Here is a 22,224-nt window from a genome sequence, read left to right as displayed (position 1 = left end):
GGAATCCAGACAACGCCTCCCACAAAAAAGCCCGCGCCTCCTTTAGGAGGCGCGGGCTTTTTTGTGATCCCTCGGCATCCGAGGCAATTAGACGCCGCTCAGATCAGCTCCACATATTCCAGGTCCCCGACCGGGCCCTTCCCCTTGCGGATCAGCTGCGGCAGATCGCCGGAGAAGTCGATCACCGTGGAGGGCTCCGGGAAGACGTAGCCCCCATCGACGATCAGATCGACCGAGTGCCCGTAAAGCTCCTCAATGGTCCAGGGATCAGGGATCAGCTCGCCATCGGGATGCGTGGCGCTGGTGTTGGCCACCGGGTTGCCCAGCTCTTCGATCAGCGCCAACGCAATCGCCGACTCCGGCACCCGGATGCCCACCGTCTTTCGCTTGTTCAGCATGACCTTGGGCACCAGCTTCGTCGCCTCCAGAATGAAGGTGTAGGGCCCGGGAAGCATGCGACGCAGGGTACGGTAAGCGAAGTCGTTGACGTGCGCGTACTCCGAGATGTTGCTCAGATCGCGGCAGATAAACGAGAGCGGGCTATGGTCGGGCTGCCCCTTGATCTCACGCACGAGGTTCTGCAGCCGCTCGACAGCATGCTTATTAAAGATGTCGCAGCCGATGCCGTAGACGGTGTCCGTCGGATAGGCCACAAGGCCCCCGTTTTTGAGGACATCGACCACCTGCGCGATGCGCCGCGGCTGAGGATGCTCGGCGTTGAGCTGGATAATCATGGCGTCAGGATCCCTCCGCGGCATCCCGCGGCAATCGAATCGTGGGTTTCTTGGGGTGAGCTTTATAGAGCACCAGGGTGTGCCCGATCTTCTGGGCGAGCTGTGCTCCGGTGCCCGCAACGATGGCCTCGGCCGCCTCGGCCAGACCATCGCCCTCATGGATCTTAACCTTGATCAACTCATGGGCCAGCAGCTGAGCCTGAACGTTCTCAATAAGGTTGTCGCTAACACCGCGCTGCCCCACGTACACCAGGGGCTTGAGCGAATGCGCAAGGGTGCGCAGATGACGACGTTGTTTACCGGTCAGCCCGGGGCTGAGACGCTGAACCAGGCCGGCGCCAGATGAAGAATTCGATGCGGTCATACGTATCCCTGTCAGGAATGAGGGTTAAATCGAGCGCCCTTATAAACGAGTTATCCGCGCGCGAGCAACTGCCCGCGCGCTGTGTTCGGTCGACCGCTGGCTTGGCCTGTTCAGACCCGGTGTGTACGATAGCGCGCATTTGGCACATGTCCCCTTCGGGCCATCTCCCTATCAGGCCCCTGCGCTGAGGAAATTTAGTGAAGTACTGCCCAACATGTACGGCGACGTTTGAGGGCGATGAGGTCTTCTGCCCCCACGATGGCACTCGACTGCTGACCCGGGGCAGTATCGATCCTGGCGCGCTGGTCGGTTCGTCGCTCGCCGGCGTGGTCAACCTGGATACCTTTTTACGCCGCGACCACCTGGGCGAACTCTACCACGGGCGGCTGCTCAGCGATGGAAGTGACGTGCAAACGCGCATCTTCCACCGCAACTACTCGCCAGAGACCCTGGCGAAGGCCACCAACCTGCTTCGAAGCACCGATGGGGCGCTGCCACCCGAGATTCTGAGTGTGGCCGGACTCTTCACCGAACAGCGCCCCTATTTTTTGGTAGAAGAGAGCAGCGCGGAATCGTCGCTGGCTCAGCTCATCGCCACGCGCGGCCCCCTGGGCTGGCGCGACGCACTTGCCATGGGCTGCCGCCTGGCTCGGGCGCTGGAGTGGATCGGTGCCAGGGGCGCGGCGCCACTCGGAGTGAGTCCAGCCTCGATCTACGTCGACGAGGATCTGCGCACCTTACGCCTGGGGGGCTGGTTGGTCGGCCACCTTGCCACTGAACTGCCGGCGATCGATGCTTCGACCCCACTCGACGCCCTGCCCCTCTCACCGGCCTACGTTGCCCCGGAGTTGCTGCGTGACGCGTCGGCGCCACACGGCCCGGCGGCCGTGTTCAGCGTGGGCGCCATCCTCTTTGAACTGCTTCGCGGCGAATCCCCGCTTCCCCCGGACGCGACGCCGGCGCAGCTCGTCGACCCGACACTCTATCCGCCGATTCCTTCTCTGGAGAGCGTGGATCTGAGTGACGCCCCGGAGGCGCTTCCCGATCTGCTGCGGATGAGCCTGGCCCGTGATCCATCCCGGCGCTTCCAGGCCCCGGCCGCTCTCATCGCCGCGCTCGCCACGATGCTGGGCAGCTCTCCTGATGCCATCGCGCCGCCCCTGCAGCCCGCTCTCCGACCTGTGTTCGGCCAAGAAGGCCGCACCGGCCCGCTGGCCCTGCCCGCCTACGCCGGCGCAGCTACGGCCGGAGCGCAGGTGGATGTCGCCGGAGAAACCCAACCGCAGCAAGAGCGCCATACCATGATCGGACTTCCGGCGGCGGCCCTGACCGACCCGGAGGCGGCTCGGGACGCGGATCTCGCCGAGAATGAGGGTCCTCCCCGGGTAATCATCGACGACCCCGGCGAGGGTCGACCTCCCGTTACCACCGCCCCCTTCACCGGCGATGCGTTTGACAGCGAGAGCGAAGGCGCCTCCAAGAACACGACCTCTCCGCTCAATGCCCTAACAGACGCCCCGGAGGGCTCCGATACGTCGTCGCCTGAAACTGACGCCCGGCTCTCACCCTCCACCCGGCCCCTCAATCCTGTGGAGCCCTCGCCATCTCAGACGCCTTCGGAGAGTGGCGCATCCGCCTCCCAGAACACAGTGAGCGAGCCGGAGGCTTCGGCCACCAGCGACGCCTCCAAAGCAACGGCCATCGACGCCGAGAAAGGCGACAAGAAGACGTTGATGATGACGTCTGTCTCGGTGCAAACACTCTCCGACGAAGTCGAGACCGCCGACGAGGAGCTTCCTCCATCCGAGCCTGAAGCGTCGGATGCCGATGCCACTTCAACTTCGGCTACCGCCCCCGAAGAAGCGTCCGCAGCGGTGGCCGGCGAGGTGGCTGGACGCCCGGAAGTCGCTCGAAAAAAGGAAGACGCCGGCCCCTCCATCGTGGTGGCCGAGGAACTCCAGGAGAAGGATCGCCCCACACCCGACACCTCCGTGGGCGATGCCTCCAGTCCCGACGCGCCATCTCCCAGCGAAAAAAGCACGGAAGGAACGAAAGATCCCCCCGGCCCCTCCATCGTAGTAGCCGAGGAACTGCAAGAGAAGGAGCGCCCCGCGCCCGACACCTCCGAGGGCGATGTCTCCAGTCCCGACGCGCCATCTCCCAGCAACAAAAGCCCGGAAGGCAAGCGTGACGCGAACGCCACAGCCGACCGCAACGAGGACTCCGCAACGAGCGAAGCCTCATCGAGCCCGCGGGTTTCCAAACATGTTCAGGAACTGAACATCGGCGCTATCAACGCCGCCAGGAGCAACGACACGTCCGGCGATATGGATGAAGGCTGGTTCAGCGATGCCGGCGGTGACGCGTGGGCCGAAGACGCCCTGCGCCAGGCCCAGGAGGACACCCGTGCTCGCGATCGCCTGGTGCGCATCGGGCTCGTCGTGATCCTCGTCGGTATCTTCATCGCGATCTTCTTCGTGACTCAGTCCTATGAGCCCCCCACTGAGGAAGTTCCGGAATCGAGTACCGAAACCTCCGCGGTGGATATTGAGCGCCTGGAGGGGCAGTTCAAAGATGCGATGCAACGCGGGGCGATCATCTCGCCGCGCCCCACAAGTGCGCTGGAATACCTTACCCAGCTTAAGCGCCACGCACCGACGCGCTACGAGGAGCTACGCCCCGAGTTTGTCCAGGCCGCCGATGAGGCCAGCCGTCGCTTCGAAGCTCAGAAAGACTGGCAACGCGCCCGCGACCTCTCGGGATTTGCAAGCCAACACGCCCCGGAGGACGCGGCGCTCCGCGAGCGCGCCGAGGCCATCCAGGCCCGCTACGTCGAAAACCTTGAGGGAGACAAGGGCGCGCCTACCGACACGGAAAGCGCATCTGCCATACCGCGCCAGGAAGCCTCCGACGGGAAGAAGTCGGCCCCCTCTGCGAAGCAGGAGACCTCCGCCAGGCCCACCGAAGGTACGAACAAGGATTCCGCCGGAGCGCGCGGCGATGCAGAGGCCTCGTTTCAGGAAGCCCGTCAGGCTTACGCGCGCGGTGACTTCGATGGCGCGCGCCGAGCCTACGAACGCACGCTGAACCTGCGGCCCAACCACGCCGGCGCTAACGCCGGCCTTGGCAAAATCCTCTTTGATCAGGCGCAGCTAACGCAGGCCGAGCGCTACCAACGCCGCGCCGTTGATGCTCGCCCGGACAATCTTGAGTATCGGTTGCAGCTGGGCACGGTGCTCTTTCGTCAGGGCCGGTATAGCGATGCCATTCAGGCCTGGCAGGAAGTTCTCCGCCGCGACCCGGACAACGCAGACGCGCAACGCTTTATCGAGTTGGCCCAACGCCGCACCAACTAAAGCGCGACGACGCTCCTTAGTCAGAGGCAAAAAAGCGCGGGCTCTGAAGCCCGCGCTTTTTTTTGAAGGAGCGCCAATGGCGTCGATTCCATGGAGAGAGACTCAGGGGGCAAAAAAAAGGGCTCATTGCGGATGTGACTGTCGTCAACCGCAATGAGCCTCGATACTAAAGCCCTCCATGAATGGCTCCTCAATGAGATGCCCGGTACACGATTGTGCGCTTGTCTGCGAGCAGACGGCACTGTGCGCTGAACTGGTCTAACGACATTCCCAGAGTACTCTGGTGTCGGGTCCAGTAACGCAGCATCGCGCGCTTGGCATCGAGTCGGGTTTGACCGCTGAAGACAATTTCGTCGTTCAGGGCCGGCTTCTTTCCGGTCTCTTCTGCAGAAGAAAAGACCTTTCCAATCAGCTGGATAACCCCAAGATGGCGCTCCTTTTTGTCAAAGACCGCGCTCGCCAGGCTGACGAACGCTCTGGTGCGAGGACGTTTTCGGCCGGGAAAAAATTCCGAGCCGAAAACTTGCGCGGACGATGCCCGAGTTCGACCACCGCGTCAAGTCGCGGGACCACCCCATCTTGCATTTTTTAAAGCGGTACTCGGCGCCGCCGCACCGTCCTGAAATGTGTACATCGCCGCGCAGCGCTCAAGGTTCATTCGCGGCATCCGGTGAGCTTAGTGCCTCCAGATCGTCGCGCAGCGTTGACCAGTGCACCTGCCGCATCGCTTCGACGGCCTCGCGATCATTGAGCAGCTCACGCACCCGGGCGTCGGCCAACGTCATCGCGTAGTTATCCTCGCGTACCCAGGCCATAAGGGCCTCGTCGGCGAGCATCTCCTGGAGAGCCTCGCGCCTCAAGAAATCGGCGGCACGCCCGTGGGCGCGTACGCGATCCTGAGCGCGCAATTCGACGGCCAGCGCCCCGCCTACCAGGGCGTCGTGTAGCCGACGCAGGTTGGGAAACTGCCAGGGCGCCAGCACATTATGCGCCTTCACAAAGGTGGCCGCCCGGCCCCCCTGAAGCCCCAGGGCGTTATCGGGGTCATGCTCGGTGAGGGGATTCTCAATCAGCACGACCAGCACGACGGCGAAGTAGACCAGGATCAGCCCTTTCAGCGCGCCCAACATCGCACCGGCAAAGCGGTCCAGCTTACCCAGCGTGTCGCTCGCCATGCGAAGGATTCGCACGGCCAGCCAGCCGGCAAACACCACTCCCGCGTAGATAAAGATTCCGGAGAGCAGCAGGCTCAGAGCCTCCACTCCGGGCGTGGCCGGTCCGGAGCTCTCAAAGAGTGTGTCTCGGACAAACGGAGAGACCGACGAGGAACCCGCGACCACGGCGACCGCCGCGATGATGCGCACGACCTGGCGCAGCGCTCCGGAACGCCACCCAAGTGCCACGAGCACCACCCACACAAAAGCTGCCACGATGTCGAGGGTCACTGCGCTTCCGATGCATCTAAATCAACGTTCAACGTGTACAGAAGAGGCCCTCACTCAGGGCGCCGATGCGCGTCCATTGGCCCCCTCCCCAAGACCGCTCACGGCCTCGGCAGGGTGCACGCGCTCCATCAACGCGTTGAGGTCCGCGCCCTCAAGCACCTCCTGTTCCTGTAGTGTATCGGCCATCTCGTGGAGGAGATCCACATTTTTGTTCAAGACATCCAGCGTGCGACCGTAGAGATTCTCCACAATTCGCTGGACTTCGGCATCGATCTTCTGAGCGGTCTGATCGGAGTAGCCCCGTGCGCCCACGCCCATCTGCTTCAAAAAGGGGCTGGAATCCTCACCGTAGCTCAAATTGCCGATGGCCTGCCCCATGCCGTACTCGCTGACCATTCGCCGCGCGATATCGGTGACCCGCTGCAAATCATTGGCCGCACCGCTGGACACATCACCAAAGACGATATGCTCGGCCGCGCGGCCGCCGAGAAGCATGCAGATACGGTCGTGGAGTTCACTCCGGGTGACCAGATAACGGTCTTCCAGGGGCACCTGCAGCGTATATCCCAACGCCCCGATCCCCCGAGAGACGATGCTGATCTTGTGGACCGGGTCGGCGTCGGCCATCGCTCCGGCGACAATGGCGTGACCGGCCTCATGGTAGGCGACAATACGCGACTCTTTCTCGGAGAGACGCCGACTCTTTCGCTCCAGTCCGGCCATCACGCGCTCAATCGACGCCTGAAAATCCTCCAACTCCACCTGAGACTTGTTTTTGCGGGCCGCCAGAAGCGCGGCCTCGTTGACGATGTTGGCCAGGTCGGCCCCCACAAACCCGGGCGTCTGAGCCGCGACCACATCAAGGTCTACCTCCGGGTCCATGACCACCTTACGGGCGTGAACTTCCAGAATGCGCCGGCGCCCCTTCTTATCGGGGCGATCGACAACGACCTGACGGTCGAAACGGCCGGAGCGCAAGAGCGCCGGATCCAGCACCTCGGGTCGGTTGGTGGCCGCAATGATGATCACACCGCTGCGGGGATCGAAACCATCCATCTCGACCAGCAACGCGTTGAGCGTCTGCTCGCGCTCTTCATTGGACTGATAGCCTGCCGCCCCGCGCGCTTTTCCGATGGCATCGAGTTCGTCGACAAAGATGATGCAAGGAGCGCTCTCCTGAGCCTGCTGAAAGAGGTCGCGCACACGCGCGGCCCCGACCCCCACGAACATCTCCACAAAATCGGAGCCGCTGAGATTAAAAAAGGGGACCTCGGCCTCGCCGGCGACCGCCCGCGCGAGCAACGTTTTTCCCGTCCCCGGCGGCCCTACCAGGAGCACGCCCTTGGGCACCTTGCCGCCCAGACGCGTAAAGCGCGAGGGCTCGCGTAAAAACGAGATAATCTCGCGCAGCTCCTCTTTGGCCTCCTCCACCCCGGCGACATCATCAAAGGTCACCCCGGTGCCCTCTTCGGCGTACACCCGGGCCCGGCTCTTGCCGAAACTCATCACCGGCGAGTTGTTGCCGGGCCCCGGGGCGTTGAGCATTTGCATGCGCCGAATCATGAAGCTCCAGAAGACGAAGATCATCACCGCGGCCAGCACCCAGATCCACAGATAACCACCCTCGCCACAGCCACTTCGGGGAGCCACCTCCACCACGACCTGGGCCGCTTCCAGCAGCGGCAAGAGCTCTTGGTCCTCCGCCGGGCGATGGGCCTGCCAGCGCTCAAACCCCTCGTCCTCCCGTACGTCGCGCTCCCGAGCCAGGGCCTCGTCGGTGGGAAGCGCTACCAGCTGCCCCTCCGAGAGCACCACCCGGGAGACCTCCCCGCGGGTGACGCGCCCTTTGAACTCGCTATAAGGAATCTGAGACACGGCCCCCGGGCCCTGCACCTGATAGAAAATCAGCAACGCGCCCAACCCCACGGCCAGCGCCACGAGCACCGTACGCCAGGTAAAACCCGCGCTCAGCGGGTCGGGGGTGGATTCCGGGCCTGGCCCTTTGTGGGGCGATTCATCCATCGTGCACTCCATCCATCGTCAAACCGGCGCGCTTGACGGGCGCGCGACGGCCATTCAACCTAAGTGCCTTCAGGCGCCGGTCAATTCGCGCCGCAAGCCCCCGGGTCCTGCCGCTGGAGCCCTCCGACCATGCCTCACCGCTGTGCATTTCGCTGCCCCCTGCCCCTTGCCGTCTGTCTTGTGTTGAGCGCCTGTAGCGATCCGGAAGAATTCGCCCGGATCGATGTCGCGGACGCCAGCGCCGCGCCGGCCTGCGTCGCCGCGAGCTTTCCCTTTGAGGGAGAGCTCCTCTCCCTGCGCTCGCGCGCCGAGAAGCTGGGCGTTTTCTTGCAGTCAGCGCCCGATATCAATGCCCGCCACGATGTCCTCTACATCGAACTTCTTCGCCCCGACGAACCCTTGATCGGCGTGGACATCATGCTTTCCCCGGACGCCCCTCAGGCCATCGCCCGCGCGCGCCTCGCGTTTTTCTCAAGCTGCTACCCCGCCCATCATTCCTACGATCTTGAGGGCACCCTGCGCTTTGAGAGTCTGGAGCCGGAGGCCCGGGGCCTGGTCGCAGGCACCCTTACCGATGCCCGGGCAATCGACGCTCGCAGTGGTGAGGCGCACCTGGAAGGACTCAGCGCTTCGTGGAACTTTGTGGTGCGCCGCGGCCCTCCTTACGAAGACTTCTACGCCCTCCCCGAATCCCCCTGAGCGGCGCATCAAACCTGCACCCACCTTCCCCCATGACAACCTTTTTCGGCGCATAAAAAAACCCGGCACTGGGCCGGGTTTTCAACGTTCAGATAGAACTGAGCGAACTCAGCCCTGAGCGCGCATCTTTTCCAGATGCAGCGCAAGACGACTGGCCTTGCGAGCGGCGCGCTTGCGGGGAATCACACCCTTGGACGCGGCCCGATCAAGCGCCGATTCGACCGAGCGGAAGCTCACTTCAGCGGCGCTCACGTCGCCGGACTCCACGACCTTGAGGAACTTGCGCGCTTTGGTGCCCAGGGCCGAGCGCACGTTGCGGTTGCGGTCACGACGCACCACGTTCTGTTGCGCGCGCTTTTTAGCAGACTTTGAATTCGCCACGAGAATCTCCTTGCTCGCCCCGCCCCTCTCGCGCTCATCAACCGTGACGGGCGCCTCAAAGGGTCGGGATGTATCGAAAAGTTAAACGTTATCTTGTGCTTCTATCGAAGTTGCTGCGAGATCAGGCGACCGAGACGTCAAATACAGGTCACTCGCAGGACGCGATTAGGTAGCACCGGCCCGGGGAGCTGTCAAGCCAGCGAGATGGCCGCGCGGCCCATTCAACCCACATGGACGAGGACCGGGCTCTGAAGTAGATCAGAGCCATGATGCCTGAGCTGACTCACAATCACCGGGGACTACGACGGGCCGGAGCTATCCTCCTGGGGCTGGCGCTCGCGAGCTGCGGGCCCTACCGCTTCGCCAACGATCTCACGCATTCCGAGAGCCACGTCAATGTGGTTTCGATCGCCGCGCCGGCCGAACTGGGCTTAAACACCCCGGCACTACGCGCGTTGTTAAGTGCACAGCTCTTTGACCGTGGACTGGCCAGCGCGCCGGATGCGGACTACACCCTGCGATGTGCGATCGGAGCCCACCGAAGCACCGGTTTTGACCAGGCCCTGGTCGCCGAGGTCGATCTGAGCTGCCCGCTCAGCTACCGCGGCACCGACCTGGAATGGGTAGAGGCCACCGGCGTCCACACCGACGCGCTGGATCCGGCGCTCTCTTCGAGCACCGCCGCGCTCCAGTCCACCGACCGCGCCCGGGAGCTCGCTGCGGCCGACGCCCTGTCCCAGATCGCCACCCGGGTGGCGTATCTCATCGATCGTCACCACCGCCGGGAGACCGCGCATGAGTAAAAAGGCCGAACGCGCCCGCCAGTTTTTCCGCGACCTGAAAAAAGGTCCGGTCGCTCCGATTTATTACGTGCATGGGGCCGAGACCTACCTGTTGGATCAAGCCGTTGAAGCGCTCATCGCCGCGGCCGCGCCCGAAGGTACCAATGCCTTTAACCTGGATACCTTCCAGGGGCGCTCAGCCAGCGGCGAAGCCATCCGTGCGGCCGCCGAGATGCTGCCGATGATGTCGAAGCGACGCCTGGTCGTGGTGCGCGACATGCAGGAGATTCCCCTCTCGGAGCTCGCGCACCTGGAAGACTATTTCACCAACCCCAGTCCGACCACCTGCCTGATCCTGCACGCGCGCACCGCCCAGAAAAAGATCGACGGGCGTTCCGGCGTGATCCGAAAGCTCAAAAAGGCCGCTGAGGTCTGCGAGTTTGAAGCCCTCTACGAGAGCGACATCCCGGCCTTTCTCGAGAAACAGGCCGCCAGCCGCGGGATGCGCCTGAGCCGACCGGTGACCCAGTACCTGGTCGACGCGGTCGGCACGGACATGGCCGAGTTGCAGCAGGCGCTGGAGAAGATCGACCTCTATGTGGGCCCGCGCAATGGCGAGTCCAGCCGCCAGGTCGACCTCGACGAAGTCCAGGAGGTGATCGCCCACACCCGGGTGCGCACCGTCTTTGATCTGACCGATGCCCTTGGTGAGCGCAACTATCAAAAGGCGCTGCTGATCATGGAGCGCATGCTCTTAGACGGGCAGTCCGCGCTGGTGATCAGCCACATGATCGCGCGTCACTTCCGCATCGTGGCACGACTCCAGGATCCAAGCCTGCGCAACGCCAACAACAGCGACGCGGCCCGGGCCGTTGGCGTCTCTCCCTTCTTTGTCAAAGACTACCAGCGCCACGCCCGCACCTTTGCCGTGGAGGAACTGGCGTCTATCCTTCGCCGAATGCTGGAGGTGGACAACGCGCTTAAGTCGAGTCCGCTGCCGGACCGGGTGACTCTCGAGGAGCTCTTTGCCCAGATCTGCATGCGCGCGCTGCACTCGACTGGCTGATCCCTTTATCTGTTGATGATTCCCCCTCATGAAAAGCCCGAGCACCGCACCGATGGCGAGCAGCACGTATAGCGAAGATCGCGAGCTTCGATGGTTGCTTCACGCTCGGGAACGCCTGCCCCTGCTCGCGCGGCGACTCTCTGCAGGCACCACGGAACTTACCCCAGAGCAATGCGACGCGCTCAGCGACTGGTCACGCTCCCTGAGCGAGGATCCCGCCTGGGCGATGCTCCAGGACGCGCTCGGCGAAGCGGCGGCCTGGCCCGCTGTGTGGGAGCGCGCGCGTCAGGCGGGGATGTCGGCGAGAACCGAGCACCACAACGCCCTCTTTCTCTCCCGGCAGTTTGCCCGGCTGCTGGCCAGCGCCGATCTGGAGCTGGCGCGCTGGAGCTTTGTACAGGCGTTGAGTTCCTGGCTGGCCGCCGACGCCGGCGAGGCCCTGGAACACTACCTGTGTGAGTGCGCTCCCGAAGGCCCCGAGGAGCTCCTGGAGCAAACGCGCCGCACGGCGCTAAGCCCCGTACTCTCCCCGGTGCTGACCCAAACGCTGGAGGCGCTCTACCTCGACGAGTTCCACCGCGCTCCGGAGCGCCGCCCGCTGCGCTTTGGCACCGAGCTGCTGACGCTCGCCAGGGAGCAGCTCGAAACCTCGCAGGGCGCGCTGGCCCGCGGGGGCCACGCCCGCCTGCAGCAGATGCACCGCACGCTTGAAGATCGCCTCATCGACGCATTCCAGAACGCGATTGAGTCGCTGGATCTTACGACCCTGTCCATGGCAGATGCGCTCCCCCTGCTGGCAAGCCTGGAGCAACGCTGCCGCCTTTTGGGTTTTCCACACCGCTGCGACGAGGCCGCCCTGCGCGTGGGCCTCAATATGATCTGGGAGCTTCGCCGCCTGGGGCGCGACGACGAAACCGAGGTGGTCGAACGCCTGGTGCCCGCGCTGCGACCGCTCGCCTCGCGTCTGGAGGCCCTGCCCTCAGAGGAGCATCTGGAGTTGGGCGGGGCACTGGCCGATTTCTATACCTTTGAGTCGGAGTTCGCCTTCTCCCTGAACCGCCGAGAAGAGCACCTGCGCCACGCGCTGGCCCTGTGTGAGGGGCATCGCAACGCCAGCCGCCTGCTCTCGCACCTCCTGATGGAGCGCGCCAACCGCGACCTGCTGAAGATCGTGGCCACCCCCGAGTTCGGTGTCGCCCTGGGTCCTCTGCGCCAGCGCCTGAGTGATGCTCTTGCGCGAGTGGAATCGTACCTGGATGAGGCCGCCACCCTCTTTCCGGCCAACGAGCGTCTCCAGGACTATCGCCACGATCTCGTGACCGAACGCGAGCGCCTCGGCATCCCCGGAGACACGCCATGACCCTGCCGCCCACCATCTTCGAGGAACGCGATCTCGATCCTCGCCAGAGTCCCGCCGAGTTGACCCGCACCTTGCAGCAGCTCGCGCGAACGCTACCGCCCGAAGAACGCCAGCGCCTTCGCGATGACTGGCGCACACTGACCACCGACCCGGCCGAGCGCCTGGCCCAGGCGATCTGGACGCCGCCGCGGGCCACCTCGCTGCGCGATCCCTTTGCCCGGCTGAGCGAGCGCCCCGAGCCCGCCCCCCCCGCCCTGCCGGCGCTGCGTCCAACCCTTGAGGATGCGCTCAACATGGACGCCCGCCAGCACAACCTCACCAGGCTTACTCCCCCCTTCTGGCCTGGACTTGACGCTGCTCACGGAGAAGAGGCGTGAAGCTATCCATCCCCTTTGGCATCGATCTGGGTACCACTCACAGCGCGGCGGCAGTCTACCTGCCCGGCGCCAGCCACCCCCTGTCCTTCAGTGACGAACACAACCGCCACGTAATGCCCTCGGCCATTGGCCTCTCTCCGGCCGGCGATCTGGTGGCGGGCTGGCCGGCCATCGAGGGACAGTTTGGCCCGGTCACCCCACTGACCTCGTTTAAACGCCGCATGGGGCAGCGCGCCCTCCTGCGGCTTCACGACCGAGAGTTCACCCCGACCGAGGCCTCCGGGCATCTACTCTCCGCGCTGACCGGACGCTTCTCCGAACAACTTCGCGACCGGGAGGAAGGCGCCGAACTTCGCCTGAACCGCGCGCTGATCACGATCCCAGCCTACTTCGATCTTCCTCAGGTCGAAGCCACTCGCGAGGCCGGGGAGTTGGCCGGACTGGAGGTGATTGGCCTGCTGCAAGAGCCCACCGCCGCGGCCATGTATTACAGCTGGAAGCATCAGCTCAACGACGGCAACTTCCTCGTCTACGATCTGGGGGGCGGCACCTTCGATGTCTCGGTAATTCGCTGCATCGCCGGCGAGTATCAGGTGCTCGGGATCGACGGCGACAATCACCTGGGCGGCGATGATTTTGATCGCCGCCTGGCCGACCTGCTGCGCGCTCGCCTCAACCAGGCCGGCTACGCGTTGGGAACCACGCTGGAAAGCGAAGACGACCACCTGCGCTTTGAGCTGCTCGCCCGTCATGCCCGCGTGCTCAAAGAGCGGCTCACCGACCAGGCCGTCGCCCACCTGCAGGTTTCGGAGATCTTTAGCGATCGACAGGGACAGCGGGTGGATCTCGACCTCGAGGTAAGTCGGAACGACTTTACGACATCGATCTCCGACCTCCTCCAGGGGACGCTGGCCGCCTGTCAGCGCGCCCTTCACCAGAGCCAGGAGCAGGCCGCGGTCGGACTGGCCGACATTGACTACGTACTCATGGTGGGCGGCTCGACCTACGTGCCGGCCGTACAGGAGGCGATCGCCGCGGCGCTCTGCGGCCCCGGCATCTCCCGAGCGACGGCGCCCTTGAGCGATGAGCCTGAGATGTGCGTGGCCCTGGGCGCCGCACTGCACGCCGCGACCCTGGGACGCGTGCGTATCGAAGGCGAACGCGCAGACATCGCCCTGGAACTCGAGGACCTCCCCGCAGCCCCCGGCGATCCGCTCAGCGGACAGATGGAACTCAGCCCCGAGAAAGACGCCCACGCCCTGGAGCTGCATGCCCCCGGCGGCGAGGTGCTGGCCCGGGCGCCCCTTCGACGGCATGCTCCGGGGCAATGGAACTTTTTTCTACCGGGCTACCCCGGCGGCCTCTCGGAGCGCCCGAGGGCCGTGGCGGTCGACGCCAGCGGCACTCCCGTGGCCTCCCTGACGATGTGGCTCCCGATGCGCGCCGCAGAGTCCCTGCCAGCGCCGGCTCCAACCCTGAGCAACCCGGCGGTGCTCTCCAAAGCGATCTTCCTGGAAGTCGTCGAAAATGGTCACCCTTCCCGCCACATGTTGGTGCCCCGAGGCGCGCATCTGCCAACGCGTGCTACACACCGCCTGCTGACCGCCGATCGTAGCGCCGCGGTTGTGCTGCGGCTTTTTCAGGAGCGACTGCCCATTCACACTCTGGTGCTCCCCCTGCCCGAGCACACGCCGGTGGGCACGCCGCTGACGCTTGACCTGGACGTCGACGAGGCCCTGCGCATGAGTGCGCGCGGCACCATCGGACCTCAGGACTTCTGGGTCCGCATCGATCCCCCCCAGGCCCCGGCTCACCTGGACTGGCCGACGATCGAAGCGTTGCTGATGCGCGCCGATCAGGTCGGCGCGCGCCTCTGGGGATTTGAGGCCGAACGCTTCGCCGATCGCGTCATCCCCCTTGTCGCGGGCATTGAAGCCGCTGTCCACCAGGACCCGGTACGCCTTCAGGCCCTGGCGCATCGCCTCCGGGGCTTACTCGACGATTTTGCGCCCCGGCCCACCCGCGTCCCCGGCCTCACACGCGTGGAAGCGACTCTCAACGCGATTCGCCGCGCGGTCTTTCGTCGCGGCGGCACCCTGCAGGGGCTTAACCAGGACGACTGGCGTGCCCGCCTGGAGACCCTTCAGGCCGAAGTTCGCCGGGTCTGGCACGAGGACGACGATCGCGCCTGGGGCCAACTCGCCGACCGCATACAGGCCATCTATGAGACCGTGGCCCAGGACGACTCTCGCTTCCTCCGAACGAATCCCGAGGCCTACGCCCGTCGCGTCCACGAGGTCCTGAAACTGCGCGCGGCCCGGCTCCGGCAGGAGATTCGCGAGTTTACCCGAAGCCCGGACCCTGACGAGCGTGCGCTCCAGGAACCCGAGCTGCTCGACATTGACGCGGCCCTGGCCGCCGACATCCAGGCCCCCCTGCAGTCCATTGGCGAGACCGCCAACGGCGCCCCCATGGCCCGCCACCAGGAGGAGCTGGAGCAGCTTAGCCTGCGCCTGGAGCAGCTCGACGATCGCCTCCAACGTGTGCGCACCCTGGGCCTGCTAAAACGGGCGGAGGACGCATGAGCCTGAGTGATCGCCTGAACCAGGCGCGCGCAAGCTATTTTGCAGCGCGCCACCGCCATCTGCGCGAACGCGGAGCCTGGGCCGATGCCCTGGCCTCCCTGGTGGATGAGGCCTCCTGGATCGCCAATCACCCGGCCCCCTCGTCACGATGGGTGGAGATCTTAATGGAGGCCACCGAGATCGCCGCCCACTTAGAAGACGCTTCGGAGTATCGCGCCTTTCTGAACTTCTTCGCCGACCACCTGCTGGGCACCGGCGAAGCGCGCGAGCAGGCCCTGCTTGACGCGCTTGGCGAGCTCCACGACCTCTCCCAACCTCGCGCCCTGGAAGAGCTCGGGAGCTGGCTGGCGGTGGCTCGCCACACCTGGCCCCTGGGGCCCTACCTGAAGGCCCATGGCCTGGAACAACGCCCAGACACCAACCTTCACCTGGTCCTCGAAGCCCTGGAAAGCGCCGCCAGGCGTGCCGAGGCCGGCGCACAGCCCCGTTTTGCGCGCCACTGCCGTATGCGCCAGGCGGCGCTTCGGCTTACCTGTGGCCAGGAACGCCATCTGGCCTATCCGGTCTTAAACCGACTGAACTGGGCTGAGCTCGACCTTCAAGAGCAGCTCTGGATGGCGCACGCCCTGACCTTTAGCGAGCGCTGGATCGATCGGGTACGCGCCATTGACATGCTCCTCGATCTGAATCGCCTGCACGCGCGCAACGAGGCCCCTGGCATCACCGCTGAGATGTTGCAGGAAAGCGCCCGAGGACTTCTACGCCGCGCCCCCCTGCACCTTCACCGCATTGAGGCTGAACGCCTGCCCGAACTTCTCGACGCCCTGGTGGTTCCCGATCAGCGCGCGCACTGGCAGCACCACCTCGAGGCGCGCCAGGCCCTGCAATCTCTGGTCGATGCCCCCCTGGACACGGCGACGAGCATCGAGCAGGCCCGCGCCCACCTCGACGCGCTCTACGCCATGGAGCCCGAGCGTTGGGGGCCGGCCGCACGCAGCTTCGGGATGCTCTTCGCGCCCCCCTCATCCGAGGCCTCCCCCGCGCTGGCCAGCACCAATGTCATCGCCCGCTTTTATCTGGCCCTCACCGACACGCTGCACGCCTTGGACGCACACGCCAACCCGGGCGTGGCCCTGGATCGACTCAACGCCAGCTGCGCCGCGCTGGGAGAGGAGCGCACCTCACTGCGGGTTCTCGCGCTCCTGTGGCCCCGTCTCTTCGAACACCTCGACCGGCCGCAACTCGTAGCGCTCGCCGACCCGCTGGAGCACCTGGCCGCGTATCACAGCCTCGGCCCCACTCCCTCCTACGGCTGGTGGACACTTGCCGCCCACCAGTATGCCCGGGGACTCGACGCCTCGGGCTTCCTCACCGCCGAACGCGCTCGCCAGGAGCCCGTTCACGGCGTGGATGCTGATATTTTTAATTATGTAAAATCCAAAACCCTTAAAAACGCCGCGTCCCGAAGGGACGCGGCGCTCTCAGCTCGCTGGCTCGCGATCAGTCTTTAAGATCGTGGAACCACACCTCCCGCTGCGGGAAGGGGATGCCGATGCCGGCTTCATCCAGCGAGTACTTGACCTGACGGATCAGCGCGGAGTGCACCGCCCAGTAATCGTCGGTATCGACCCAGGCCCGCATCGAAAAATCGACCGAGTTGTCCCCCAGCCCCGTCATCACCACAGCCGGTGCCGGGTCCTGGAGCACCTTCGGGTTGTCGGCCAGAATCTTATCAAAAATCGCCTTCGCCTCATCGATGTCCGCATCGTAGGCAATGCCCACCGGCACATCGACGCGACGGGTGTCGGCCTCGGAGAAGTTGGTGATCGGGTTGCCCCACACGCTGGAGTTCGGAAGCGTGATTCGCTTGTTATCCGGCGTGCTCAGCACGGTCGAAACCAGCGTCAGATCGAGCACCGTGCCGGTGATCCCGGTGATCTCCACAAAATGCCCGATGTCGAAGGGACGGTAGAGCAGGATCAGCATCCCGGCCGCAAAGTTCGACAGCGTGTCTTTGAGCGCGAAACCCAGCACCAGCCCCGTCACACCGAGACCGGCGATAAGCGCGCCGGTGTCGACACCCAGGTTCCCCAGCGCCACCACAAACGCCAGCAACACCACCGACTTGCTGGCGGTGTTGACAACAAACTGGGTGAAGAGCGCCGAAGGCTCCAGACGAGAGCGCTTGATCGCCGTCTTGATCGCCTTACGCGTAATACGCGCGGCAATGAAGCCCGCAGCAATGATGAGAAGAAAGACCACCAGGTTGCGCGCCAACGCCAGCCCTTCGGTCGTCAACCAATTCCCGGCCTGCTCAGCCAGCTGTTGAACATCAAACATCTACGTCACTCCTTTTTCGCGCAGCGCGCGCATCTAATGCCAACCCCCTTCCCTTGGGAAGCAGGGCAACCGTTCCAGCGCCCATGGGTTAGTCAGCTGGCGATGCAAAAGCAAGCCGAACGCTGCCTTGCTTTACCACGTCGGGGCCGAACGATACCCTCCCTGCGGTACTCCTTTTGTCCAAACACCTGCAACAAAGGCCTGTGTGCATGACTCGCTTATCGAACGCCATCGCCGCCTCCCTGGCGCTGCTACTTGTGTCTCCCGGGTGCGCATCGTCATCCGACACCCCGGAGGATCACGCCTCCCCTCGTCCGCAACAGGAAGAGGACTCCGCGGCCCGAGTCCACCAGCGCCTCAGCCAGGCCGAAGAAGCCTGGACGCATCGCCTTGACACCAACCAGCTCTTCACGGCCATCGAAGCCTGGGAAGAGGCCAGTACCCTTGCGCAGACCTCCGAGAGCTTAAGCCCCGAGGAGCGCTCCGACATCGCCCTGCGCCTCGCCAGGGCCTACGACTTTGCCGCCGACGCCACCCAACGCGGGCTCAGCGAGCGCGAAACGGATGCCGCAAGCCTCGCCAGGCTTGGGGCCGCCCGGGCCCAGGTCGCACTGAGCTTGACCCCGAACAGCCCCCACGCCCGCTTCTGGCTGATGCAGAACCTCCGACGCGCGGCGCACGCCGAAGGTGTGGCCGCATCGCTCGAAGCAGCTCCCCAAATCCATGAGCTGCTGGATGAACTTATCGCCAACCCGCCCCGGGATTTGGAAGCTCAGGTGAAGCTGGCCCGCGCCTGGCGAGCCTGCGGCGCGGACTTCGGGCGCGACCTGGCGAGCTGTGAAACCTCGCTGGACCAGGCGGCCACCCAGGCCCCGGACTTGCTCGACGTAGCGTTGGCCCACGCCCTGCTCCTTGATGTGGCTCGCAACGACCGCGCCGCGTTTGAAGCGCGCCTGAACGCGATCGCCAACACCCCCACCGATGCGCTCAGCCCCGAAGCCACCCTGCGCGTCAGGGAGGCTCGAGAGCTCGTCCAGAAAAGCGATCGTCTCTTCGGACCCTCCTGAGTTCAGGTCCCGCACCGTGCCCCGGGCGCACTCGCCACCGCAGGGCATCGCCACTCTCCACCGGTTCACTATGTCGAGCCCTCCCCGGCGCACCTCCTCCAAAGCCACGCGCTCGCCAGGACGCAGCTGGCTTACACCGCCACGCCAGCTGGCGCTGACCACCCCCGGGAAGTACTTCGTCCTGATGACGCTCGCCGTGGGCTTCGGGGCGCTGAATACCGGCAACAACCTGCTCTTTTTACTCCTGGGGATGATGCTCTCATTGATCGTGGCCAGCGGCCTGCTCAGCGAAGCCGTGCTGCGCGCGCTGCAGGTACGCCGCGAACTTCCCCGGCGTCTCTACGCCGGCGAGTCCGCCCCCGGGCGCTTTTTGATTCAAAACGCCGGCCGATGGCCCTCTCTGAGTATTGAGATCTCCGAGCACGACATCGAGGCCATCGCCGGACCCCTGCGCGGCACCATACTCACCGCGGAACGCCCTGCCTGGTGGAAATTATGGCGCCCCCAGACCAGCGACGACCATCGTCCCCTGGCCGCCGCCTATTGTTTGCGCGCCGACGCCGGGCAAGAAACCACGCTGACGACCCACTACACGATCGCCACCCGCGGCATCTATCGCCTTAAGACCGTGCAGATCGCGACGCGCTTTCCCTTCGGGTTCTTTGAAAAAGCCCGGGAGCTGCCCCGCGCACAGGAGATCACCGTGTACCCGCGCAGCCGCCCGACCCCGGTCTGGCTCTCCCGGCTCCGCCAGGACCTGGGCGACACGCCCCGGCACCGCCTCGGACAGGGCGAAGACTTCTTTGGGCTGCGCGATTATCGCGACGGCGCAGATCAGCGCGCCATCCACTGGAAGTCCTCCGCGCGACGCAGCAAACCCCTGGTCCGAGAACGCGAGGCCAATGATCGCCGCGACATCGCCCTGGTGCTCGACCCCCGGGCGGCCACCGACCAACCAGACGCCGACGAACGCCGGCGCTTTGAGCGCGGCATCGAACACCTTGCCGGACTACTCGAAGGGCTTGTCACGGCCGGATTTCGCGTGCAGCTCCTCGGTAGCGCCTCGGCCGGCCTCCACCCGCCGGCCTCGGAGTCCCAGACCATCGACGGGATGCTGGCCGAGCTCGCCACGGTGGAGCTCCTCCCGGCATCTTCCCCCGGTCCTGCGACACCACCGGTGCGCCCCGGCCAACCTTCGCAGGCCATCCTCATCCTCGGACTTCATCCCCAGGCCCCTCCTCCCCCGGCGCTCGCGCTGAGTTTCGATGAACTCGCCAGGGCTGAAGCCACCCCAGGGGCCTCATGAACCCTTTTGTGCGTCGACTCGACCGGCTCCACGACCTCTTTTTGTACATCTCGCTCGGGCTGGCCTTCCTGGCTACGCTCTTCGGTGGAGCTCTGGGACCGGTGATGGCGGCGCTTTTTCCTGCGGGCGCCTTGCTGGCACCGCTGCTCCGGCGTCGAGTTCCCGCTCTGACGCGCCAGAACGTGGTATGGAACGCCCTGATCATCGGCGTCCTCTTCTATACCGGCGTGGAGTACCTAAGCGACCCCCTGGCCGATGTGATCGGGCTGGGCATTCGCTTTGTGCTGGTGCTCGTCCTTATCAAACTTTTCAGCCGTCAGGGGCCTCGCGACGAGCTGCAACTCCACGCGCTCAGCCTCCTGACCTTCGCAGCAGCCAGCGCCGCTAACGAAGGGCTCTCCTTCGGGGTGCTCTTTGGTGCCTACATCCTCTCGGGCACCTTTACGCTCGCCCTCTTTCACCTGAAAACCGAGAGCGCACGCCGCCCCTCACTGAGCCCTCCTCGCCGCTCACCATTCGATCGCTTCTACGTCATGGTATTGGCCGCCATCAGCCTGGCCATTTTCGCCTCGTCGCTGGCGATCTTCTTTACCTTCCCGCGGGTCGGACTCGGACTCTTTGTCACCCAGACCCGCGAAAGCGTCTCGGTGGCGGGCTTCTCCGAAGACGTGGCGTTGGGCAGCCATGGCCTGATGCGCTCGAACCCGGCGGTGGTCATGCGCGTGGAGTTTCCCGAGGACCCCCGCCCCGCCGACACCGACACGTTGCGCTGGCGCGCGATGACCTTTGATGCCTACGACGGGCAGCGCTGGAGCCGCACCCACAGCCAGAGTGAACGCCCGGCGCCCTACAGCAGCCAGGCACACTACGATCTGGCCTTCCTGAGAACAGCAGCGCTCGACGAGCTTCTCAGCGGCCAACCCGCGCGCCGTGCCCGGATCTATCTGGAGCCGCTCGGCACCAACATCCTTCCCTCGCTCTGGCCTCCCGCCACCCTGGCCCTGGGCCCCGGCGAGGGCCTTCCCCGCATCGGCTCGCGGGCGGCAAGCCTCACCCGGGATAACTACGGCGATCTTCGGCACACCATGGATTCGGAGCTGGGCCTGACCTACACGCTGGGCTTCTACGAACCACCTCCCGAGTCGGCGCTGCTCCGGCATAGGGGGCGCTCCCTCAACGAGCAGGAGACCCGACGCTACACCCGGGTGCCGATCGATCTGGATCCCCGGGTGACCGAACTCGCTGCCGACCTCAGCGCTGGCGAGCGCACGCCCTATGCCAAGGCGCGGGCGATTGCGTCCTACTTTCAGCGCGAATTCACCTACACCACCGATCTCCCTCAGGTCGATCCCGAGCAGCCCGTGGCCTCGTTTCTCTTTGAGACTCGCGCCGGCCACTGCGAGTACTTCGCCACCTCGGCCGCACTGATGCTGCGCACCCAGGGCGTCCCCACACGCCTGGTCAATGGCTTTTTGGGCGGCACCTGGAACGAACTCGGGAACTACCTCACCGTGCGCCAGGGAGATGCCCACGCCTGGATCGAGATCTTCGTCCCGGAGTTGGGCTGGGTGCCGGTCGAAGCCACCCCGGCGATCGAGAGCGGGTTTGCCGACCGCTCCCCAGTGGCACGCTGGGGCTCCGATGCCTACGACGCGATGCGACAGGCCTGGTTGAAGTGGGTGCTAGAATACGATCTCCAGGCCCAGATCGTGGTGATCCGCCGCGCCGCGCGCACGCTCTCCCCGCGGGGCACCCCGGCCCCTTCTCGCTCCGACGAAGCGCGCGCAAACCCCCGAGAGTCCATCCCACTGCGCGATCTGCTCTTCGGGCTGGGCTGGATCTTCTTGCTCGCGTCCGCCACCTGGCAAGGAGCCACTCGCCAGCCCGGCTCCGGGCCCCGTCGCGCGATCGTGCTCGCGATCTGGGGAGGCGCCGGCGCCCTGTGGGTGAGCTGGTTCCTGGGCTGGTCCTGGTCCCATGCCCTTCTGGGCGCCCTCAGCGTGGGCGCGGCGCGGGCCCTGAGCCCGATGCTCGGCGCCAGCCCCGCGGCCCGCGCCCAACACCAGGTCACGCACCACTTCCTGGCGATCGAGCAAGCGGCCACGCGCCACGGGCTGGCGCGCCACAACGACGAAGGCCCCCGAAGTTACTTAGAACGCGTCGCCTCCCAACTCGACGCCCGGGGACGCGAGCACGTCGAGCACTTCCTGAGACGCTATCTGGCCCTGCGTTTTGGCGGCAAACCCTACGGTCCCCATCAGGCCCGCGAGATGCGACGCCTGACCCGCGCCGTGATCACCGCCCTCAAACGCTCCGCCCGACGCTAAAAAACGCCCCACC

General features: G+C 65.2%; 17 protein-coding genes. 11 read left to right on the top strand and 6 right to left on the bottom strand.

The features are described from left to right. Positions 1 to 98: 98 nt before the first annotated feature. Entirely contained in the window at positions 99 to 734 is a 636-nt protein-coding gene (locus DL240_RS12750; RefSeq protein WP_111730284.1) for an L-threonylcarbamoyladenylate synthase, read from the bottom strand. Between the two features lie 4 nt (positions 735 to 738). Continuing rightward, on the bottom strand, positions 739 to 1,098 hold the full coding sequence (gene yhbY, locus DL240_RS12745; RefSeq protein ID WP_111730283.1) for a ribosome assembly RNA-binding protein YhbY: 360 nt from the start codon (positions 1,096 to 1,098) through the stop codon (positions 739 to 741). Between the two features lie 197 nt (positions 1,099 to 1,295). Here yhbY and DL240_RS12740 point away from each other — a divergent pair, with 197 nt between their 5' ends. Further along, the gene (locus tag DL240_RS12740) at positions 1,296 to 4,454 is read left to right on the top strand and encodes a tetratricopeptide repeat protein (protein WP_111730282.1); all 3,159 of its coding nucleotides are present in this window, start codon (positions 1,296 to 1,298) and stop codon (positions 4,452 to 4,454) included. 647 nt (positions 4,455 to 5,101) lie between these two features. On the opposite strand, the gene DL240_RS12735 is transcribed toward DL240_RS12740, so the two are convergent. Continuing rightward, a complete protein-coding gene (locus DL240_RS12735) occupies positions 5,102 to 5,899 on the bottom strand; it encodes a CvpA family protein (RefSeq protein ID WP_158542546.1) in 798 nt (265 codons plus the stop codon). 54 nt (positions 5,900 to 5,953) lie between these two features. Beyond that, complete coding sequence (gene ftsH, locus DL240_RS12730; protein WP_158542545.1) at positions 5,954 to 7,921, bottom strand: ATP-dependent zinc metalloprotease FtsH; 1,968 nt, start codon at positions 7,919 to 7,921, stop codon at positions 5,954 to 5,956. Positions 7,922 to 8,050: 129 nt separating this feature from the next. Between ftsH and DL240_RS12725 the strand changes: the two genes are divergently transcribed. Then, entirely contained in the window at positions 8,051 to 8,620 is a 570-nt protein-coding gene (locus DL240_RS12725) for a hypothetical protein (protein ID WP_111730279.1), read from the top strand. 108 nt (positions 8,621 to 8,728) lie between these two features. Here DL240_RS12725 and rpsT read toward each other — a convergent pair whose 3' ends face one another. Beyond that, positions 8,729 to 9,001 (bottom strand): 30S ribosomal protein S20, encoded by a 273-nt coding sequence (gene rpsT, locus DL240_RS12720; protein ID WP_111730278.1) that lies wholly within the window; start codon positions 8,999 to 9,001, stop codon positions 8,729 to 8,731. A gap of 269 nt (positions 9,002 to 9,270) precedes the next feature. Here rpsT and DL240_RS12715 point away from each other — a divergent pair, with 269 nt between their 5' ends. The 6 genes from DL240_RS12715 to DL240_RS12690 are packed head-to-tail and all read left to right on the top strand — an operon-like array spanning position 9,271 to position 16,682. Continuing rightward, complete coding sequence (locus tag DL240_RS12715) at positions 9,271 to 9,804, top strand: hypothetical protein (protein WP_158542544.1); 534 nt, start codon at positions 9,271 to 9,273, stop codon at positions 9,802 to 9,804. Then, positions 9,797 to 10,849, top strand: coding sequence for a DNA polymerase III subunit delta (holA, locus tag DL240_RS12710; protein ID WP_111730276.1), 1,053 nt, complete (start codon positions 9,797 to 9,799; stop codon positions 10,847 to 10,849). The genes DL240_RS12715 and holA overlap by 8 nt, the downstream gene beginning before the upstream one ends. A gap of 52 nt (positions 10,850 to 10,901) precedes the next feature. Beyond that, positions 10,902 to 12,209 (top strand): hypothetical protein, encoded by a 1,308-nt coding sequence (locus DL240_RS12705; protein WP_146618276.1) that lies wholly within the window; start codon positions 10,902 to 10,904, stop codon positions 12,207 to 12,209. Then, a complete protein-coding gene (locus DL240_RS12700) occupies positions 12,206 to 12,586 on the top strand; it encodes a hypothetical protein (protein ID WP_111730274.1) in 381 nt (126 codons plus the stop codon). Before DL240_RS12705 ends, DL240_RS12700 begins: the two co-directional genes overlap by 4 nt. Beyond that, positions 12,583 to 15,171, top strand: coding sequence for an Hsp70 family protein (locus DL240_RS12695; protein WP_111730273.1), 2,589 nt, complete (start codon positions 12,583 to 12,585; stop codon positions 15,169 to 15,171). The genes DL240_RS12700 and DL240_RS12695 overlap by 4 nt, the downstream gene beginning before the upstream one ends. Next, on the top strand, positions 15,168 to 16,682 hold the full coding sequence (locus tag DL240_RS12690; protein ID WP_111730272.1) for a hypothetical protein: 1,515 nt from the start codon (positions 15,168 to 15,170) through the stop codon (positions 16,680 to 16,682). Before DL240_RS12695 ends, DL240_RS12690 begins: the two co-directional genes overlap by 4 nt. Here the strand turns inward: DL240_RS12690 and DL240_RS12685 are convergent. After that, entirely contained in the window at positions 16,672 to 17,511 is an 840-nt protein-coding gene (locus tag DL240_RS12685) for a mechanosensitive ion channel family protein (RefSeq protein WP_111730271.1), read from the bottom strand. The two genes, DL240_RS12690 and DL240_RS12685, sit on opposite strands and share 11 nt — an antisense overlap. Before the next feature lie 209 nt (positions 17,512 to 17,720). On the opposite strand from DL240_RS12685, the gene DL240_RS12680 reads away from it, so the two are divergent. The 3 genes from DL240_RS12680 to DL240_RS12670 all read left to right on the top strand — a co-directional run bounded on the left by DL240_RS12680 (position 17,721) and on the right by DL240_RS12670 (position 22,211). Then, positions 17,721 to 18,578 carry a tetratricopeptide repeat protein gene (locus tag DL240_RS12680; RefSeq protein ID WP_111730270.1) on the top strand — a complete coding sequence of 286 codons (858 nt, stop codon included), beginning with the start codon at positions 17,721 to 17,723 and terminating at the stop codon, positions 18,576 to 18,578. A gap of 70 nt (positions 18,579 to 18,648) precedes the next feature. Next, positions 18,649 to 19,884 (top strand): DUF58 domain-containing protein, encoded by a 1,236-nt coding sequence (locus DL240_RS12675; protein WP_158542543.1) that lies wholly within the window; start codon positions 18,649 to 18,651, stop codon positions 19,882 to 19,884. Then, a complete protein-coding gene (locus tag DL240_RS12670; protein WP_111730268.1) occupies positions 19,881 to 22,211 on the top strand; it encodes a transglutaminase TgpA family protein in 2,331 nt (776 codons plus the stop codon). The genes DL240_RS12675 and DL240_RS12670 overlap by 4 nt, the downstream gene beginning before the upstream one ends. Positions 22,212 to 22,224: the final 13 nt, after the last annotated feature.

This window comes from Lujinxingia litoralis (assembly GCF_003260125.1).
Taxonomy (GTDB): Bacteria; Myxococcota_A; Bradymonadia; order Bradymonadales; family Bradymonadaceae; genus Lujinxingia; species Lujinxingia litoralis.
The sequence above is the reverse complement of the archived record's forward strand: the minus strand, read 5'-3'. Positions and strand labels throughout refer to the sequence as shown.

Excerpts from the sequence above, each read along its gene's own strand:
- DL240_RS12750 (WP_111730284.1), bottom strand. The coding sequence starts at position 734 with ATGATTATCCAGCTCAACGCCGAGCATCCTCAGCCGCGGCGCATCGCG.
- yhbY (WP_111730283.1), bottom strand. The coding sequence starts at position 1,098 with ATGACCGCATCGAATTCTTCATCTGGCGCCGGCCTGGTTCAGCGTCTC.
- ftsH (WP_158542545.1), bottom strand. The coding sequence starts at position 7,921 with ATGGATGAATCGCCCCACAAAGGGCCAGGCCCGGAATCCACCCCCGAC.
- DL240_RS12725 (WP_111730279.1), top strand. The coding sequence starts at position 8,051 with ATGCCTCACCGCTGTGCATTTCGCTGCCCCCTGCCCCTTGCCGTCTGT.
- DL240_RS12715 (WP_158542544.1), top strand. The coding sequence starts at position 9,271 with ATGCCTGAGCTGACTCACAATCACCGGGGACTACGACGGGCCGGAGCT.
- holA (WP_111730276.1), top strand. The coding sequence starts at position 9,797 with ATGAGTAAAAAGGCCGAACGCGCCCGCCAGTTTTTCCGCGACCTGAAA.
- DL240_RS12705 (WP_146618276.1), top strand. The coding sequence starts at position 10,902 with ATGGCGAGCAGCACGTATAGCGAAGATCGCGAGCTTCGATGGTTGCTT.
- DL240_RS12700 (WP_111730274.1), top strand. The coding sequence starts at position 12,206 with ATGACCCTGCCGCCCACCATCTTCGAGGAACGCGATCTCGATCCTCGC.
- DL240_RS12690 (WP_111730272.1), top strand. The coding sequence starts at position 15,168 with ATGAGCCTGAGTGATCGCCTGAACCAGGCGCGCGCAAGCTATTTTGCA.
- DL240_RS12685 (WP_111730271.1), bottom strand. The coding sequence starts at position 17,511 with ATGTTTGATGTTCAACAGCTGGCTGAGCAGGCCGGGAATTGGTTGACG.
- DL240_RS12680 (WP_111730270.1), top strand. The coding sequence starts at position 17,721 with ATGACTCGCTTATCGAACGCCATCGCCGCCTCCCTGGCGCTGCTACTT.
- DL240_RS12675 (WP_158542543.1), top strand. The coding sequence starts at position 18,649 with ATGTCGAGCCCTCCCCGGCGCACCTCCTCCAAAGCCACGCGCTCGCCA.
- DL240_RS12670 (WP_111730268.1), top strand. The coding sequence starts at position 19,881 with ATGAACCCTTTTGTGCGTCGACTCGACCGGCTCCACGACCTCTTTTTG.